Origin of the sequence: Paenibacillus sp. FSL H8-0034, from assembly GCF_038000305.1 — a bacterium.
GTDB lineage: Bacteria > Bacillota > Bacilli > Paenibacillales > NBRC-103111 > Paenibacillus_S.
Genome location: NZ_JBBOBS010000001.1, coordinates 1,894,191 through 1,912,613, shown reverse-complemented (window position 1 = coordinate 1,912,613; position 18,423 = coordinate 1,894,191). Strand labels below are relative to the sequence as shown.

Sequence of the window (18,423 nt, the reverse complement as noted above, 5' to 3'; positions counted from 1 at the left end):
AAATTAGGCCGGGCATGACATGCTACGTAATAGTGGCAGCAATCCATACCAAGGGAGTAACAGGCATGTTTAAATCCAAAACCTTTGTACGAATTTTAGTAACAATCACGCTAACCTTAATCATTCTGATCACGGTATTTTCCCGATTATTATTCGTGCAATTTGAGAAAGCGGGCTTGGAGAGCACCAACGAATTTAACCGAAAAATGCTTTCCGAGCTGACCTTCAACATTGACTATATGAATCAATTAGTGAAAAATTTTGCCGTGAATCAATATTTTGATCCGGGCAACGTCCAGCTGATGTTCTACAGGAATACGGAGTTTTTTGATGTGGTCCGAACGGTTAACCGGTTCCATGAGTCAATCAGCAGCAATTTGATGATTCATTCTGCGGTGCTCTACAATAATTACCAGCAGGAGTTTTATTCAACCTCAGCGGGAATTGGGATCGAGATCGATAGTGAGCTCCCCGACATGATTAACAACGGAATGGATATTCCACCTTTAACACCAATTCCGAGGGTGCTGCGGGATGCCTCGTCGAGCACGCCTTTATTCACTTACTTCATGTTCGATGAAAAGAACAGCAAGGGGCTTATGAATGGAGCCTTGATCCTGCATGTGAAAATGGATTGGCTGCGGCGCAATCTGCAAAAATTTATGAACCCGGACTCCAATTTCATTATTTTCGATAAGCATAACCAGATTATATTGGATGCGCGAGAGCGCTATCATACGTTCGATCCGCTGAGGGAGGAATATGCCCGTCTGCTTAAAGAGCCCGAAAACGGTGATAGCTCCATCATGAATATCGGCGATGAAAAAAGGGTAATTACGTACCTGACCATACCCGGGACAGATGCATGGACACTCATTAGTGACGAGCCTTATGATGCTGTATTTCAATCGATGCTGAAGCTGAAAAATCAGATTGTGCAGTATACCATACTGTTTATGGTTGCGGCGGTCATTATTGCTTCGTTGCTCTCGCGGATGATTTATGCTCCGTTTGGGAGGCTGGTGCAGCGCGTGAAATCCCAAATGAAGGAGCAAGGGCAGTTAAGCTACCGCAATGATCCTGATTACTTGGCCAGTATCTTTGATACCAGTCTACATCGTTTTCAGGAATATAAAATGTCGACGCAAGAGCTGGTTAAGGAAAATGTATTGAAGTCGATATTGCTGGAAAATCAGGAGAAGCAGGGCAGTACCCTCGGAGAACTTTTCAAGGAGGTTAGTGATTTCTTTGCAGTGGATCGCGAATATTTGCTGGTGATTTTCAAAATTGACCAAAGCCATATCTTTCAGAAGCTTGAAGCGTCGGAGAGCCAGTTTATTAAATTTTCCGTGATGAATATTGCGGGCGATGTGTTACAGGATTTTGCGTCCTTTGAGAAGGCGACGATGGAAAACGGCGAGTTTATTTATTTGTTTGGCATGGACGAGCCTTTCATCCCAGAGCAGGAGAGGCTGCTAAAGGAAAAGCTGGCAACGATCCAGGCCGTTGTACACCGAGTATCCAAGCTGGTTACGATATCCGCGATGATTAGCGAGCCATGCAAGGGCGCCGGCGACTTGCAGCAGCTTTACAAAGCTACGCTGCATCTCCATCATTACCGGCTTCGTTATGGTACAAGCTGTATCCTTGACCAAGCAACTGTGGCCAGTGATTGGCCTGTGGAGAGCTTCACCTATCCCGAGGAATGGGAGAAGGAGCTTATCGATGCTTTAAAGCAAGGGAAGGCTTCGACCGCTTCGGCCTGCTATGAGAATTTCATCCAGGCAGCCTCAAGGATGGACGATCGCGCCTTTATGCTGTCGGCGGTCCGGCTTGCTTTTTCCATTGGCAATTTGGTCGATGAATGGAATCGCAACCGGATGGATAAAATCCCGATCCATATCCATGAGGTGTACAGCGATATTTTGCAATTGGATACGTTAGAGCAATTTTCCGGGCAATTCAAGGCGTTGTTCGAGGCTATTCTCGATAGCCAGAAGCAGGATACGGACAGCAAGCACCATACGATTATTCGCGTAGTGATGGACTATATCCAGCTCCATATTCATGAGGAGGAGTTGACGCTGAAAATGATCGCTTCCGAGTTCAAAATGTCGCAGGGCTCCTTGGGGCAAATTTTTCGGGAGGCTACCTCCAAATCGATTGCCAAATATATTAACGACCTCCGTCTTGAAGAGGTGCTTTACCTGCTCAAAACAACGGAATGGAGCATCCGCGAAATTTCCCAGAAGGTCGGGTTTACGAACGAGACTCACTTTTATAAGCTATTCAAGAAAGAGCTGGGGTTTACACCGAGTGAATTTCGGATGAATATAACGCTGCTGGATAAAATGAAGAGCCATACATAAAGGAACATCAATTTACTTACCCGCCTGTAGATTTTACGATCAAGGCGTTTTTTTATGCCCAATTGAGCGAATTTGAACGAAATGACATAGTTTTTTAAAAATGACAGCCCTCAAGTCGATGATTTTGCACATTTGATAGTAGGCTAACCGAGAAACGTTACAGTAAGATAAAAGCCATAGCACATTAAGATAGCAATCGTAGCACATCATCCTGTAATACATTGGAAAGCTGGTGACCAATAAACATGGCGTTACGCAAAACGAAAACCTCTTCATTTGAAAAAAGCCAGAATCGGGCGCTGACCACCCTGGCGCTGCCGGCGATTATTTTGCTTCTCCTCTTTAATTATTTACCGATGGGCGGGCTTGTGCTGGCCTTCAAAAACTATCGGTTTGATAAAGGGATTTGGGGAAGTGATTGGGTAGGCTTGAAAAATTTCGAGTTTTTCTTCCAATCCCAAGACGCATGGCGGGTGACACGAAACACGATTGGTCTCAACTGCCTTTTTATTGTAAGTGTGACGGTGGGCGCTGTATTCCTTGCTATTCTGCTTAATGAAATTACAAAAAAGAAATGGGTGAAATTTTATCAGACCAGCTTGTTTTTTCCTTATTTTTTATCATGGCCAGTTGTAGCTGTTATTGTATTGGCTTTTTTGAATACGGATCTGGGGATTGCCAATCAGGCTTTACGCTTGGTGGGGATCGAGCCGATGATGTGGTATTCCGAAGCGCAGGCATGGCCCATTATTCTGGTCGCAGTCAACTTCTGGAAAGCGGTAGGCTATAACACGATTATTTACTATGCAGGTATTCTGGCGTTGGACCACTCTTATTATGAAGCCGCCGTGGTTGATGGCGCTTCCAGCTGGCAGATGAAAACGCAAATTACGATCCCTTTGCTGCTCCCGTTGGTCACGATTATGACTTTGATCCAATTGGGGCATATCTTTCATGCCGATTTCGGGCTATTTTATATGATTCCACAGGACACGGGAGCCCTCTATTCTACGACCGACGTTATTGATACCTATGTATACCGATCGCTCCGGGTAGTAGGAGATACGGGGATGGCGGCAGCGATCGGATTTTATCAGGCGATTGTTGGGTTTGCGCTGGTGCTGATCGTCAATTCGATTGTTCGTCGGTTTAATAGTGATAACGCTTTATTCTAGATAACCTAATAGATAACCTTTACTCTTATTGAAAGGAGCTTAAGCTTATGGTCAAGATTGCACGGTTTGTTTCCCTGATCCCCCATATGTTCCTGTTGCTGATGTCCATTGCCTGCATTTTTCCGGTGGTCCTGGTCGTTTCGACCTCCTTATCCAATCTGCAAAACCTGTACACCTACGGCTACACATTTATTCCGAAGCAAATAAGCTGGGATGCTTACAGCTATATTTTCCTCGATTCGGCGAAAATTTTCCGAGCCTATGGCATATCCATATTCGTTACGATTGTAGGCACTTGCTTATCCGTGCTGCTGCTTGCGATGATTGCTTACCCGTTGTCCAGGAGGAGCTACGTGTATAATCGCCCGCTCATGCTGTTCGTGTTTTTCACAATGCTGTTCAACGGGGGCTTAGTGCCGTTTTATATCGTCGTTACGAGATATTTGCATTTAAAGGATTCGATTTGGGCGCTGATTCTGCCGTATCTGATCGTGCCTTGGTTTGTCCTGCTGATGCGGACATTTTTCCAGAGTATTCCGGGAGAAATTATTGAAGCTGCCAAAGTCGATGGCTGTAGCGAATACCGGATTTTCTTTGGGATTATCCTGCCATTGTCGAGGCCTGCGCTTGCTACAATTGCGTTATTGTCGATCTTGAAATATTGGAATGACTGGTGGCTGGGGCTGCTGTTCATCGATAATGAGCAGTCGGTTCCGCTGCAACTGATGCTGTACCGGATTATGACCAATATCCAGGAGTTGGCCAGAGCCGCTGCCGAAAGCGGGATTCGAGAGACGATAGAGTTCCCGGCCGAGTCGGCAAGAATGGCGATAGCCGTTATTGTTGCGGGTCCGATGCTGTTCGTATTTCCGTTTTTTCAAAAATATTTTGTCACAGGGCTTACGGTTGGAGCGATTAAAGGTTAGAGGGTTAAGCCATTCCAGATGAAAAGGGAGATTAAAACGATGAAGCTAGCTATGGAAAAAAAAGGATTTAAAGGAGCAAGCTTGTCCTTATTAAGTGTACTTGCGATTACGACAGCCTTAGCAGGATGCAGTAGTGGTGCAGCGGAAGTAAAGGAAGTTACTAAACCAGCGGGTGCGGCTACATCCACGACGGAAAAGCTGGCTCCAGCCAAGCTGAAATGGGTTATTCGAAGCGCACCACAGTCGGATCTCGCCTTGGTGCAGACGGAAATGAATAAAATTATTAAGGAAAAGATTAACACAGAGGTGGAGCTTAGCTTTATCGATCTTGGCGTCTATGACGGCAAGCTGAAGACGATGATCGCTGCAGGAGAGGAATTCGATCTTGCTTTTGTATCCTCGTCTATCGGCGGCGATTTTTATGGAAATACCGCCAAGGGAGCTTTCCTGGAGTTGGATGACTTGATTAAGAAGCATGCCCAGAAAACGTATGAGGCGATCCCGAAAGGCTTTTGGAATGCAGTAACCGTCAATAATAAGATTTATGCGGTACCCAATTACCAAATCGTAGCGAGGCAAAACGGGATTGCTGTGCAAAAGCCGATAGCCGAAAAATATAATTTCAATGTGGAAGGCTTGAAGAAGCTGGAGGATCTGGAGCCGTTGCTGGCTAAGCTGAAGGCGGGAGAGGCACCGAACAAATACGTCTTTTTCATGATCAAGCAGGGCGCTTGGCGGGATATGTTAAGCTACTACCGGATTGATCCCGTTGGCACGAATAGTATGCCAGGCGCGGTGCGAATGGGTGACGACAGCCTCAAGGTATTTAATCAATACGAGGATCCAGCCTTTAAAGAGCATGTGAAGCTAATGGCCGATTGGTATAAAAAAGGCTATATTTCCAAGGATGCACCCGTCTTGAATGATCCTGTCGCCCCTTATAAAACGGGCAATGTGCTCACGGCTTGGACGAACATCAAGCCTGGTGGAGAGGCCGAATCCCGTGCTTCGAATGGAGGAATCGACACCTCATTCAAGGTGCTGGATATCCCTTTTGTCACCTCGTCCAATGTCAGCAGCACGCTGCAGGCGATCAGTAAAACCTCGAAAAATCCAGATCGTGCGATGATGCTGATCAATCTGATGAACACGGACAAACAGCTGTATAATCTAATGTCCTTCGGCATTGAAGGCAAGCATTACAAAAAGCTGTCGGATACTCGGATTGAGCCGATTACGAACAGTGGCTACTTCCCGAACCGGGCTTGGGCGTTTGGCAACCAATTTAATGCTTATTTGATGCCTGGGCAGCCGGATGATGTGTGGCAGCAAACGATTGAGCTGAATACGAAGGCAGAGCAGTCGAAGCTGCTTGGCTTTACCTTTGATCAAGAGCCTCTGAAGGCGGAAATCGCCCAGACGCAATCGGTCATTGACGAATTTGCCCCTAGTCTCTGGACCGGGTCCGTTGACCCCGACAAATACTTGCCAATGTTTCTGGAAAAGCTGAGAACAGCCGGTGTTGATAAAATCATCGTTGAGAAGCAAAGACAGCTGGACGCTTGGAAGGCTAAGAAGTAAGAAAAGGTTGGCAGGACCCTATCCTGTAATTGGCCTTCAACATAGAAAAGCGCCCGCTGGCTCCGATCTGGAGTCCCAACAGACGCTCTCCCAATTACTTCTGCACTTTCGTACGGATCATAGCCGCTTTAATCTCTTCAAAAAAGACGCGAACCTGTTCGTAAGGCGGCTCTGAAAGCTTGCCGGGATGAATTGGGTCCGAGTTCGACCAAATCGTCTCGAGCGGAACATACCCTCTGTAATTGCTGTACCGGATTCGGGTAAACAGCTCATCCAAATCCGTCAAGGTCTCCGTGTTCAGACCACCCGGCAATCTCTTGACTTGGAAGTTGTACGTGTACGGGATCACCGCTTCAATGTCATCGTACCAAGGATAGCCATCGCCCGTTGCGGCGCCGAATGTTTTATAGCAGCCGGTGTCGTTCACGACACCAAGGTTGGGGTGATTGGCCCATTCAAGAATACGAATAACCTGATCCGCCGTTGAAGTGATATCCGCATGATTTTGCATGCCGATCTGGATCCCCTTGCTGGCGCCGTAGTCCGCACATTCGATCAGGGCGGGAACGATTCGTTCCTTGGCAATCGTTTCCCAATCGGTCGTTAAAATATCCTTAGAGATCTCGCCATTAAATACGCGCATCACCGGGGCCCCCATCGCAACAGCGACGTCGATCCAATATTTGGTGCGTTGAACGTCGAGAGCCCGTCTTTCCGGATTAGGATCGGCAAAATCGTTCTTGACTCCCGTACCGCTTATTTCTATTCCAAGTTCCTCGCTTAGCTTTCTAATACTCTCGACATAACTGTAAATTTCTTTGTCTGACTTAGATGGCATGGCAAAGTTTTCATAGCCGGGAATAAAATAGCTGGTGATATCCACACAGTCACAGCCTATTTCTTTACAGAATCGAATGAGAGACAACGTATCCACCGGAGGCACCGAGTTGTCCCCCTTGAGCCAAGAGAATAAATTATGGCTGAAGCTGTATAGATTCACACCCAGCTTATAGTCCCCAGAATAATACTCCCCCCTGCGGCTATTCTCCAAATAAAGCTTAGTTGGAACTTGTTTGTACACTTTAGCGAGTGAAACTTCATTAATCTCTGTGTTATTCATCTTTTAATCTCCTCTCGGTTATTCATAATGTCAATCCTTTGCCCCGTTTCATACGACAGATACGCGGAGTAAATCACTTCCAGCACATCTCTGGCCAACTGACCATCGGATATGGGCGGCCGATCCTCAGCGATGCATTCCATAAAGTCCTGCATTTCCTGATTGTACCCACGTACCCAGTCCTCATCGGAAGAGGCAAAGTTCCAGCCCGCTTTGGTTTCGAGCTTCTCGGTAATGTGCTCCTTGGCGAAGACATCAGCGCTAGGCGCATAGACCATAACTCCGTCATTCGGTGTCATATTGCACTTAATCACGGAGTTGGAGGTATAGATGTCCATGACGTTGCGGATTCCGCCCAGTACGGCGAATGAGGCAAAAATAACCGCTTTGGTCCCGTCGGTAAACGTGATGATTACGCTGGCCCACGTTTCTACATTGACCCAATCCGTCACCATCCAATGCTCCTTCACCGACTGGTATGCCGAGCTTTTCGTCATCGGCGCCATGTCGGCAACGACTGACTGAACACGGATGGGCTCGCCGTTTTTTAAACGGCCCTCATAATTTTTGAGATGAATTGCTGCAGCAATCGGATGAGATCCGAGAATCATTAAGGAGCCGCCACCGGCGGTTTCCCAGCGCTTCGACGTTGCTGCATGTGAACCACTATGACTCTCCTCTGCACGAATATCCAGAATCGAACTGTCTCCGGCCTGTAGAAGCCGTTTCGCTTTAGCCACGGAAGGGGCGTAAATCCAGTTTTCGGCGTACATGAATTTAACATGGTTATCCTTCACAGCCTGCAGAATCTCGTCCGCTGAGTGAAGCGCCAGCTCAAGTGCCATCTTCGCAAAAGAATCACCTCCCGCTGCCGACTCGGGTGATCCAAAATAACCTGTCATTGGCTTTTCGCAAATAATATGCTTATGGGCTTGGGCTGCTTCGATAGCTACCCCGGCATGCATGACATTTGGAATACATAAGTCTACGACGTCGATCTCCGGATCGGCCAGCAGCTCCCTGTAATCGTTGTACACGATAGGAATACGATGCTTTCTGGCGAAAGATTCCGCCCGTTCTCGGCTGCCTCCCGCAATGGCTCTGATGCATACGTTCAGGCCGGTCACCTTACGGTAGGCCTCTACATGAAAGGCTGCAGAAAATCCATTGCCGATTATACCCACATTGATGGTTTTCATTAGTAAACGCTCCATTCACTAGTGATTGGGAAAACCTGATGCGGCTTCACTTCCCATAATCATTTTTATCTCTGTTCTTCACCGCGTCAACGGCTATGACAATGGTCACCTTTCCGTCAAATTTCAAATCAATCAACCTTTTACTGAGCCGAGCAGCGCCCCTTGGTTGAAGTACTTTTGTAAAAAAGGGTACACAACAAGCAGCGGTACTGCAGTAAAGACAACCGCCGCCATACGTACGGCCGGACTGAATTCAATTCCGCTTTCCGTCACTTCCTGACTTCCATCCGACACATTCAGCATCTGTCGCAGGAACACCTGGAGCGGCAGCTTGGACCCGTCACTCAAATACAAGATCGCATTAAAGTAAGTATTCCAATATTCCACTGCATAAAAGAGTGAAATAGTCGCAATAACCGGCAAGGATAGTGGTAAAACAATGCGCCATAACAAACCGAGTTCGGAGCACCCGTCGATCCTGGCAGATTCTTCCACCTCGGCAGGGAAGTTTTGAAAAAAGCTGCGTATCACAATTAGGTTGAACGGAATAATGGCTCCGGTAAGAAACAAGGACCAGTAGCTATTTAACAAATGAAGGTTCATCACGAGCAAATATAAAGGGATAATGCCGCCGCTGAACAGCATAGTAAACAACACCATGAAATTCAGAATATTTCGTCCCTTAAGCCAAGGTTTGGATAAGCCGTACGCCATGAGTGTCGTCATCGTCATGCTGAAGATCGTCCCCACGGAGGTGATCGTCACTGAACTGCGAAAGGCCTGCATAAAGTTGGGGTTGTCTATCAAATAAGAGTAAGCATTTAAGCTCCACTCTTTCGGAATTAGAAAAAAACCCCGGGTCACGATTTCTTGTTTGCTGGAAAAGGACATCATAATAATATACAGAATAGGGAAAAGCTCAACACAAATAATAAGAATAAGCAGGGCGTAGACGATAGTTAGGTAGACTGGGGATTTCCCCCGAAAATTGTAAGTATTCATCTCAATATACGCCCTCCTCGCCCATTTTTTTGGCTACCCGGTTCGCTAACACAATTAAGATAAGGCCAATGACGGACTTGAACAATCCTACGGCTGTCGTGAAGCTGAACTGTCCTTGAAGGATCCCCTCCCGGTACACATACGTATCAAATACATCCGCTACACCGAGGTTCAAAGGATTTTGCATAAGCAGGATATGTTCGAAGCCCGTATTCATCACATAACCTACCCGGAGAATAAATAGGATAATAATGATTTGCTTTAAAGCAGGCAGTGTAATGTGCCACAATTGCCTCCAGCGGGAAGCCCCGTCCACAACGGACGCTTCATATAAAGTCGGATCGATCGAGGCGAGCGCAGCGAAAAAGATGACTGCGTTCCATCCCGTCTCCTTCCAAATATTCTGAGACAAATAAAGCGGACGAAAATACTCAGGGTTAGTCAGCAGCTCGAATCGAGGAAAACCCCATTCGACGAGCATCTTATTGACGCCACCCTCCTGTGTAGAAAACAAAATAAAGGTGACGCTAATGACAATGACCCAAGAAAGGAAGTGGGGAATATATACAATCGTCTGAATGCTTTTTCGGAACCAGGCCAACCGGATTTCATTCAGCAGAATAGCCAAAATGATCGGCGCAGGGAAAAAGAAAAACAAATTTACCGCGCTGAGCGCAAGCGTATTCCACATCAGAGTAAAGAAATCAGGGGAGCTAAAAAGTCTGTGAAAATGCTCCAAACCTACCCACTTGCTTTCCCAAAATCCTACAAACGGATCGTAATCCTTAAAAGCGAGAAGGATCCCTGCCATCGGCATATACTTAAAAATCGCAAAAAACAAAAAACCAGGCAAAATCATGAAATAAAGTGGAATTCCTCTCCGCCAGCTCGAAAACTTATTTCTCTTGCCCGGCGATAAAACGGTAGGTGCTTTTATTGTTGGGTTTGCTGAATCCATATCGGTGCTTCCTTTCTTCCTGCTTTATAGGATAAGTATAGCGAATACAGGTTTGATTGTAATGATCAGATCTTATAATTCCCCCCTCAATCTTCCTCACTTCCGCCCATCGGTAATCAGAGGCAGCCTAAGTGATACAACCGTTCCCCTTCCTGCAAATGAGGTAAGCTTAACCCCGTACTTATTGCCGTATTTTAATACAAGCCGGGCATGCACATTCGAGATCCCAAGCGAATCCCCTTGTCCATAATGTTCATCAACATTGGATGAGATTTGATCTAATTGTTCATTGATGCGCAGCAAGACCTCCTGGTCAATCCCCGGTCCATTATCCACCACTTCGATAATGAAATCGGAGCCTTCATCATAGGCGCTAATGATAACCGCACCCTCACCGCCTCTGGGCTCGATGGCATATTTAACCGCATTCTCCACAATCGGCTGCAAAATAAATTTAACGACCCGAAGGTGCAAAAACTTCTCATTGAAATAACATTGACTTTGAAAATGCTTCGGAAAGCGAATGTGAATGATTTCCAAATATTTATGCAAATGACCGAGCTCTTCCTCTAGCTTAACTTCCATCTCCGTAAACCTGGTCGTATATCGGTACACATCTGCTAAATTACGTGCCATCCGTTCGATGACGGGAACCTTTTCAAGATAAGCCATCCCTGTAATGATGCCCAATGTATTATAGAGCAGGTGCGGATTGATCTGATTCTGCAAGGCTTTGATGAACATCTCCTTTTGCATGAGCTGAGCCTTCATTTCCCTTAATTGCAGTCCCGTATTGGTAACAATCAGTTGATCGAGTCTCTTAACCATATAATTGAAGCTGTGAAAAAGCTGCTGGATCTCGTCTTGTCCGGTTACTGAATCCGACTGTACCGTAAGATCCCCTTTGCCCACCTGTCTCATCAAGCTGCGCAGGGTTAGAATCGGTTTTATGAAGCGATTCGCCACCAATGGGACGACAATAAGGACGAGTATAGTGATTAGAAGAAGCACGGCCAGCATGGAGATTCGGGCCGCACTGAGGCCCACCGCCACCTCTTCGAAGGGAACCATCGACACAATTCGCCAACCGGTAACAGCTGAACGGGAACTTGCAATTAAATAATCCTTGCCCTGATAACGCTGCTTGGCTGCCGACTGTTCATCTGGAATTCGCAGGGAAGCAAGGTCAGTCTCGGCCATCGGCAGTCCGTCCCACTCTTCATTGGGATGGTACACGATGGAATTTTGAGCGGACACGATAAAAAAAGTGCCCGAGCTGCCTAGTTTGGAGCTTTGCAAGGAGCGCTCGATTTCTTGCAAAGATACGTCCACCACAAGCCTTCCGATCAGATCCATCGAGTTCTTATCGAAAATAGGTAGAAATACGGAAACTACGGGTCTTCCGTTAGCGATCTCGTATTTGGCGATATGCGTAGGGAGGATTTCTAAATTACCAGAAAGCGGCCTGTCATACCAGGGCTCATTTGTTAAGCGATCCAGCTTCGCAAACGATTGGGCCATCGAAACGACAGGATTATACATCGGGATCAGAAACATGCCTTGCGTTTCGGAATAATTAAGCGCCAAGTAGCTCCTCAGTTCCTTCTCGACATTCTGTATATCCTCATTGGTATAGTTCATGCTTGTAAGCCATTGCTGGATCCGATCGCTCGAGATCAGTGAGTGCGTCGACTGCTGTAGCTGCCGAAAATAATAATCAAGGTGATAGTTCAGGCGAACGGTAGCTTCCTTGGAAATGCTATAAAACTCTTTCTCCGCCACATTGCTGTATATATAATGCGAGAATCCCCCTAACAACAAAACAGAGAAGACACTCACACTCAGGAAAGCCAGCACCATCTTCACCTTGATCGAAATCTTCCATCGTGAAATATAGCCAACGGGGTTATTCATAGGCCAAGACGCTTTCTATATTCAAACGGGGTGATGGTTACAATTTGTTTAAATATTCGATTGAAATAAGGTAATGAGGTATAACCTACCATATCCGCAATCTCGTAAATTTTCAGATCTGGCTCCTGCAGGAGCTCCTTTGCCTTCTGTAGACGGACCAGATTCAAATAATTTATACAAGTTTGACCGGTTGTTTTCTTAAACAGCATGCTAAAGTAAGATACGCTCATGTGCGACATATCTGCCAGACGCGCGAGCGTAAAATTTTCATAATAGTGTTCATCTATATAATCACAAACCTTTTTAATTGAACTTTTAAATTGCTGGGACTCATATTTGGGAGAGGCCAGCAGCCACGTATCCATTAAGCTTGCAAAATGCTTGCGGATGCCCTGTTCATCCTCTTCCATTAAAGGTAGCGTGTTGTAATTCGAAATCATAGCTTGAAACAACTCGTTTAGCTTGGTATCGAGGATGTTCATCAGACTTTTAAACATGCTCGGAGCTTTCACCTTCTGCTTCAGAATGTAATCCAGGATAGAGTTAAGCTCTTGAAGCAGTGCCTTCTGACTCAGTTCAGGTAACTGTTCGATAAATTGCTGAATTTTCAGATAATCGTCATGGGTTTCCGTCATGTCTTCAAGCCGTTTGGTCGATCTTCTCAGCGCACTGTGTAACTCTTCTTCATCCACAGGCTTGAGCAAGTATTCAGATACTCCATAACGCATGGCTTGTTTCGCATATTGAAAATTATCGTAGCCGCTTACCACGATAACGACAACGGGTAAATGCAATCGATGGATTTGTTCAATCAGCCATAGTCCGGTTTGCTTGGGCATCATTATATCCGTGATCACAATGCTGGGCCAATACTCGTTAATGAAACTCCATGCCTCTTCACCGTTACTAACCTCGCTGGCAATACTAAACTGAGGTTCAAGCTTCTCGACCATTTCCACCACGGCATCTCGAATCCAGAGTTCATCCTCCGCTACTAATACCTGAAACATGTGCTTTCCTCCTGATGTAAGAAACAAATAAAGTTCTCAACTAGAAAATAAAGTGTTGATTGAAAAATAAAGTATTAGACTTAAAAAAAAGTTATAGACTGGGGATATATTCATACTTTTATATCATCCACCAAAAAAACACCTTGTAGTCGCTGAGTCTATACTTATTTCTTAAAGCTGCTGCATTTTGGATTTCAAAATCCATTCTTAGCAATGGGAAACAGTCTACTACTTTATTTTTCATAAACACCTGACTACATCCCACAAGTAGACCGTCAAAAAAAGAGACCCAGCAAGCATTCCCTTGGAGGCCTCATCTATACACTACAGCGAATCGTATTTCTTTACTTCATTAATTTGTAGGCAGCATTCATTTCTTCAATCATCTTGTCTCCGCCATTCTTTTTCCAATCATCAATCCCTTTATCAATGCCTTCAGCTGGGATTTCGCCAATGATGTATTTCACCATTTCGCTCATTAATTTCTGATCCAGCGAAGTACCTGATTTGGCAGCTGTCTCTGAAAAGACGCCCACCCCTTTATTAGGATTTGCATATTTGGCATTTTCATCAAAGATGGCATTTATCCTTTTGGCATATGCAGGATCATCCCATAGACGGTTAGTCGTTAACGGATTGGATTTGCGGAAAAACCAAAAACCTATAATGAATGGACGATCCTTATCGAAAGCATCAAGCTTTTCGTATTTATTATCTGCCGTCTTTTTATAATGAATGCCCTCAACACCGCTCTTGTTCAAGTTATCACCTTCATCCGTGGCTAAATAATCCAGTATGGCCAGGATACGTTCTTGCTTGTTTTTATCAATTTTGGCATTGATTACGACTTTGTTTGAAGATGCTGACGTTCCCACACCTTGAAGACCCGTAGGACCTTTAGGAGGTGCACCCGTTATCCATTGCGCGTTCGGTGCTGTCTTCTTAATATTCAATTCCGATCCGGAGGAGCCTTCGGCATAAATCGCTGTTGCAACCAGTTGATGGATGCCCAATTTGTTGGCTTCCGTTTTAACACTCGGATCATTGTTCTTATTTACAGCAAAATCTTTATCCAAAATACCTTCGGCATAGGCCCTTCTTAAATAACCCAAGAAGTCCTTCAATTCCTTGTTCTGTGATTGCCATGGAACCAAAGTACCGTTAACCTCTTTCCACCCATTGGCCAAGCCAAATGCAAATTTCAAGTAATCAAATCTGTCAAAGGTTGTGCCGCCCCCACTTATAGCGGTCGAAAACCCAATCGTATCATCTTTACCGTTCCCGTCCGGATCGTTTTTGGTGAACGCCTTGGCTACGTTATACAACTCTTCAGTGGTCGTTGGATATTTGAGGCCCAGCTTATCCAGCCAATCCTTACGGATGACCAAAGTATCGCGGGTTTCAGGTGTGTAGATCGGAACACCGTATGCTTTGCCGATTGGATTGCCGATAGCGAACGCTTCCGGTTTAATGTCTTTGGTGAGATTAGGAAAATTGGCTAACAGGGGCTGTACATCCAGAAATACGCCCTTATCACGCCATTTCAAAAAATCGTTTATATCGACAAAGAATGCGTCTGGAAATGAATTAGATGCCGCTAGAACACCCAACTTTTCCTTGTAGGTGTCCGTTGGAACCCATTGGAATTTCAGATCAACATTGAATTTTTTATTCAAATAGTCAATCATAGGATGCTTGTCTGGCCAGCCTCCGCCTTCGTAAGTGATGCTCATCAAATTGAGGCTTAGCTTGTCTTTAAATTTATCGTCAACCCCTGCCGATGCCTGTGACGCAGACATTGAATTACCACCAGCCGTCGGTGATTTTGCCGCATCCTGAGACGAACATCCAGCGATTAAGCTAGCCGTTAACGCAAGTGCTGTGGTCGATTTCATCCATTTCTTCATTATATCGTTTCCCCCTATAGAATATAGTTACCTCCCTTTTAAAATATCAAAATGAATGCGATTTAACACGATCAGATCTTCTAATTTCCCAACCAATCGTATTCAGTTTCAAGTATCTCGAACTTCTTGAACCGCTGAATGAAAAAAATTCGGTTACAGCGTCTGTTAGTGTAACAACTATAGTATTTGTAGGGGTCCCTCCAACAAAACGCCTGAGGGATCTCTTATCGGGAAAAGGTCCGCATAATTGTTGTCCAGTTTTGTGTTGGCAATCCATAATTTAGGAATTGGAGTAAAAGGATATCCCCCTTCTGTCCACCGTATAATCCGAACCAACGTCATACAATCAAAAGTAATTTGAATTGAACAGTGCTGTAATCAAACTTTTAGCAGATATACATATACATTATTCCTACAAGTACGATAAATAGATTTTTAAAGAAAGGATGAGTCTATGTAGAATGGCAAATGAAGACGCTTCGAAAACACGTTAGATCTGTACTCCCATTTGATCCCCAATATGAATAAAGACACAAATAGAATAGAGATATAAAACAATCTCTGCACTAAAACTTAGATTACTCAGGTTTCCTTCCAATTTCCTTCCAATGCTCTCAAAAGTCCCCCTAACTTTAACACATATGCCCGTAAACCCTTGGTCTATTAGGGTTATTTGTCAACTGGACAAAAAAAGAGAGCCGCCAACGGGGCGACTCTTCAAGTGTTTATATTAAAAAGGGGGTCTTGTTTATTATAATACACGACGAAGATGTTAAAACCATAACAGATATATTTCAGTTATGTAACAATTTTGAAAGCGCTTATTAATCAGGTTAAGTAACGATATGAAATTCGAATATTTTATTGTATTGAATTGGTAAATTTAAAGTATTTGATAGGAAAACAGAGTAAATCAATGATAAAACTTCTCAAATCAGTGATAACTTCTATCAAAACGGTGATAAACAGTATCAATTAAAGTATTTGCCAAAATTCGGACCTTGACGTATAATCCATCCATAGGTTTATTTAACTGTTAAGGAGGCGAGCTTCATGTATGACTATCATCACCTGGGCCATGTCAAAGAACAATCCAAATCCAAAAGAACATTGTGGCTTACACTTATATTAACGCTTTTTTTCACTATAGTCGAAATCATTGGAGGTCTGCTGTCCAATTCCTTAGCCCTGCTATCTGACTCTGCCCATATGATCTCTGACGTATTGGCGCTCGGACTCAGCATGATTGCGATCTATTTGGCCACACATCCACCCAATGCCAGATTTACATTTGGCTATTTGCGTTTTGAAATTGTTGCTTCTTTCCTGAATGGGCTCGCTTTGGCCATTATCTCCGTCGGGATATTTGTTGAGGGCATCACGCGCTTTATTAATCCCCAACCGATTGACTTCAAGCTGATGCTTGTGATTTCTTCCATCGGTCTGGTTGTCAATATCGTACTGACGGTCATACTGAGCCGCAGTATGAAAGAAGAGAACAATTTGAACATCCAGAGCGCGTTATGGCATTTTATCGGCGACTTGTTGAGCTCGGTTGGTGTTATTGTATCCGCCATACTTATTTATTTTACTCAGCTGCAGTGGTTTGATCCTTTAATCAGTATATGTATCGGCGCTATTATTTTCATGGGCGGTTTGAAGATCATTAAAGCCTCTTATTTAATCCTGATGGAATCGGTACCCATGCAATTTAATTTGGATGAAATCCGAGCAAGGATCAGACAGGTGGAAGGGGTTGAGGACGTTCACGAAATGCATTTATGGGCGATCTCATCGGATCATTACTCTTTGACCGCTCATGTATTCATCAACGATGACATTCAGCCATTTTGCATCATACTGGCCATTAACGAAACCTTGAAGGAGCATTACGGGATCACGCATTCCACGATTCAAATGGAGAATGCCAATATCCATCCTCACGGAGAGTATGGCAAGCAGTTTTTGCTGCATCGTGAAGAGGAACAATCAGCGGCTGAATTAGCCCCTCACAATGAAAAAAGGAACCTCAACCCCACTTAAAAAAGTAGAGCTGAAGGTCCTTTTTTACCGTTCAATAATCTTGAATTGACTTATCTATCGTACCAATAGCCCTTGATGCCCTTTTCCAACCGAACCAGTGCTTCCAGGTAATAATAGTCTCCCCAGATCACATGATCATCCGGCGCATTGCCGCCGCGAACGCTGTAGGAGCCATGATCCAGCAGCCCCTCCGCATCCGGTTGTCCAATCGTAGCATAGCTGTTGACCAGACCTTTCATCGAACGCTGGAGTCCATCCTCAAGGAATGCGCGATCCGGATCGTCTGCTTCCAAATGCGTCAGCAATTCAAGGATACCTGCTGAGGTAATCGCAGAGGCGGAGCTGTCTCGCTTCGTATCTGCATGAATCGGAGCATCGAAGTCCCAGTACACAACATCATCCTCTGGTAAACGTTCCAGAAAGTACCTTGCCAATCGTTTGGACGTTTCCAGATATAAAGGATCTTTCGTATAGTGATACGATAAGGCAAAGCCGTAAATACCCCAGGCTTGTCCGCGAGTCCAGGTAGAGCTGTCTTTATAACCCTGATGCGTACCGCCTCGCAGGGATTCCCCATTCTCCGGGTCGAAATAAAACGTATGATACGAGGAATCATCGCCACGAACCAGAAAACGGCGCGATTTATCGGCATGAATGACAGCAATCTCCTTGTATTTCTCATCACCCGTTTGCTCATAAGCCCAGTACAGAAGCGGTAAGTTCAGCAGGCAATCGATAATGATCCGACCCCCATTTTCCGGATCGCCTTCAGGTCCCCAGGCCTGAATGTATTGCCCCTTAGGTCTCCAACGTGCCAGCAGCACATCCGCTGCCTGAATCGTCAATTGCTTCGCGGCTTCATCGCGTTCAATAATCCATTGCGCTTTGGATGATAGCGAATAGAGAAAACCGATATCATGATGATCGAGCTTCGTGTTTGTTTCCAGACGACTGCGGAAGCTGTCTACCGTTCTAAGAGCAGCTTCTTTAAATACAGGATCACCGGAATACTCATAGCACAACCACAAAATACCTGACCAGAATCCGTCCGTCCACTCATCGTTCGCGTTCAGCTCGTATTTCCCATTGCTGCTGACATGCGGGAATAAATCGCCAAACCGATTAATATTAGCTCTCGTTTTATCCAAAACATCTTCAATTGCTTTCTTCCACATGCACAATCACGCTCCCAATTCGATTAGTTTTATAAACAGGTACA

The 18,423-nt window shown here is 45.0% G+C and carries 13 protein-coding genes; 5 read left to right on the top strand and 8 right to left on the bottom strand.

Annotation, left to right across the window (positions count from 1 at the left end; all coding sequences use genetic code 11):
• Positions 1-65 precede the first annotated feature (65 nt).
• The 4 genes from NST47_RS08740 to NST47_RS08725 all read left to right on the top strand — a co-directional run bounded on the left by NST47_RS08740 (position 66) and on the right by NST47_RS08725 (position 6,051).
• Positions 66-2,369 (top strand): helix-turn-helix transcriptional regulator, encoded by a 2,304-nt coding sequence (locus tag NST47_RS08740; protein ID WP_341154779.1) that lies wholly within the window; start codon positions 66-68, stop codon positions 2,367-2,369.
• A gap of 245 nt (positions 2,370-2,614) precedes the next feature.
• A complete protein-coding gene (locus NST47_RS08735; protein WP_341154778.1) occupies positions 2,615-3,544 on the top strand; it encodes an ABC transporter permease in 930 nt (309 codons plus the stop codon).
• Positions 3,545-3,591: 47 nt separating this feature from the next.
• Complete coding sequence (locus NST47_RS08730; RefSeq protein ID WP_341154777.1) at positions 3,592-4,470, top strand: carbohydrate ABC transporter permease; 879 nt, start codon at positions 3,592-3,594, stop codon at positions 4,468-4,470.
• 39 nt (positions 4,471-4,509) lie between these two features.
• Positions 4,510-6,051 carry an ABC transporter substrate-binding protein gene (locus NST47_RS08725; RefSeq protein ID WP_341154776.1) on the top strand — a complete coding sequence of 514 codons (1,542 nt, stop codon included), beginning with the start codon at positions 4,510-4,512 and terminating at the stop codon, positions 6,049-6,051.
• 94 nt (positions 6,052-6,145) lie between these two features.
• Here the strand turns inward: NST47_RS08725 and NST47_RS08720 are convergent, their stop codons facing one another.
• From NST47_RS08720 to NST47_RS08690, 7 genes are all read right to left on the bottom strand, one after another.
• The gene (locus tag NST47_RS08720) at positions 6,146-7,171 is read right to left on the bottom strand and encodes a sugar phosphate isomerase/epimerase family protein (RefSeq protein WP_341154775.1); all 1,026 of its coding nucleotides are present in this window, start codon (positions 7,169-7,171) and stop codon (positions 6,146-6,148) included.
• Entirely contained in the window at positions 7,168-8,370 is a 1,203-nt protein-coding gene (locus tag NST47_RS08715; RefSeq protein ID WP_341154774.1) for a Gfo/Idh/MocA family protein, read from the bottom strand. The genes NST47_RS08720 and NST47_RS08715 overlap by 4 nt, the downstream gene beginning before the upstream one ends.
• A 132-nt stretch (positions 8,371-8,502) precedes the next feature.
• Positions 8,503-9,372 (bottom strand): carbohydrate ABC transporter permease, encoded by an 870-nt coding sequence (locus NST47_RS08710; protein ID WP_341154773.1) that lies wholly within the window; start codon positions 9,370-9,372, stop codon positions 8,503-8,505.
• Position 9,373: 1 nt separating this feature from the next.
• Positions 9,374-10,330, bottom strand: a complete 957-nt coding sequence (locus tag NST47_RS08705; RefSeq protein WP_341154772.1) for an ABC transporter permease — start codon at positions 10,328-10,330, stop codon at positions 9,374-9,376.
• A gap of 96 nt (positions 10,331-10,426) precedes the next feature.
• A complete protein-coding gene (locus tag NST47_RS08700; protein WP_341154771.1) occupies positions 10,427-12,244 on the bottom strand; it encodes a sensor histidine kinase in 1,818 nt (605 codons plus the stop codon).
• Positions 12,241-13,254: a response regulator transcription factor gene (locus NST47_RS08695; RefSeq protein ID WP_341154770.1), complete on the bottom strand. Its 1,014-nt coding sequence runs from the start codon at positions 13,252-13,254 to the stop codon at positions 12,241-12,243. The genes NST47_RS08700 and NST47_RS08695 overlap by 4 nt, the downstream gene beginning before the upstream one ends.
• Positions 13,255-13,598: 344 nt before the next feature.
• A complete protein-coding gene (locus NST47_RS08690) occupies positions 13,599-15,161 on the bottom strand; it encodes an extracellular solute-binding protein (protein WP_341154769.1) in 1,563 nt (520 codons plus the stop codon).
• 1,053 nt (positions 15,162-16,214) lie between these two features.
• Here NST47_RS08690 and NST47_RS08685 point away from each other — a divergent pair.
• Positions 16,215-17,204: a cation diffusion facilitator family transporter gene (locus NST47_RS08685; RefSeq protein ID WP_341154768.1), complete on the top strand. Its 990-nt coding sequence runs from the start codon at positions 16,215-16,217 to the stop codon at positions 17,202-17,204.
• A 50-nt stretch (positions 17,205-17,254) separates the two neighbouring features.
• Here the strand turns inward: NST47_RS08685 and NST47_RS08680 are convergent, their stop codons facing one another.
• Positions 17,255-18,379 (bottom strand): glycoside hydrolase family 88 protein, encoded by a 1,125-nt coding sequence (locus NST47_RS08680; RefSeq protein WP_341154767.1) that lies wholly within the window; start codon positions 18,377-18,379, stop codon positions 17,255-17,257.
• Between the last annotated feature and the right edge of the window lie 44 nt (positions 18,380-18,423).

Coding starts and splice junctions, on each gene's coding strand:
- NST47_RS08740 (WP_341154779.1), top strand. CDS start 66: ATGTTTAAATCCAAAACCTTTGTACGAATTTTAGTAACAATCACGCTA.
- NST47_RS08735 (WP_341154778.1), top strand. CDS start 2,615: ATGGCGTTACGCAAAACGAAAACCTCTTCATTTGAAAAAAGCCAGAAT.
- NST47_RS08730 (WP_341154777.1), top strand. CDS start 3,592: ATGGTCAAGATTGCACGGTTTGTTTCCCTGATCCCCCATATGTTCCTG.
- NST47_RS08725 (WP_341154776.1), top strand. CDS start 4,510: ATGAAGCTAGCTATGGAAAAAAAAGGATTTAAAGGAGCAAGCTTGTCC.
- NST47_RS08720 (WP_341154775.1), bottom strand. CDS start 7,171: ATGAATAACACAGAGATTAATGAAGTTTCACTCGCTAAAGTGTACAAA.
- NST47_RS08715 (WP_341154774.1), bottom strand. CDS start 8,370: ATGAAAACCATCAATGTGGGTATAATCGGCAATGGATTTTCTGCAGCC.
- NST47_RS08710 (WP_341154773.1), bottom strand. CDS start 9,372: ATGAATACTTACAATTTTCGGGGGAAATCCCCAGTCTACCTAACTATC.
- NST47_RS08705 (WP_341154772.1), bottom strand. CDS start 10,330: ATGGATTCAGCAAACCCAACAATAAAAGCACCTACCGTTTTATCGCCG.
- NST47_RS08700 (WP_341154771.1), bottom strand. CDS start 12,244: ATGAATAACCCCGTTGGCTATATTTCACGATGGAAGATTTCGATCAAG.
- NST47_RS08695 (WP_341154770.1), bottom strand. CDS start 13,254: ATGTTTCAGGTATTAGTAGCGGAGGATGAACTCTGGATTCGAGATGCC.
- NST47_RS08690 (WP_341154769.1), bottom strand. CDS start 15,161: ATGAAGAAATGGATGAAATCGACCACAGCACTTGCGTTAACGGCTAGC.
- NST47_RS08685 (WP_341154768.1), top strand. CDS start 16,215: ATGTATGACTATCATCACCTGGGCCATGTCAAAGAACAATCCAAATCC.
- NST47_RS08680 (WP_341154767.1), bottom strand. CDS start 18,379: ATGTGGAAGAAAGCAATTGAAGATGTTTTGGATAAAACGAGAGCTAAT.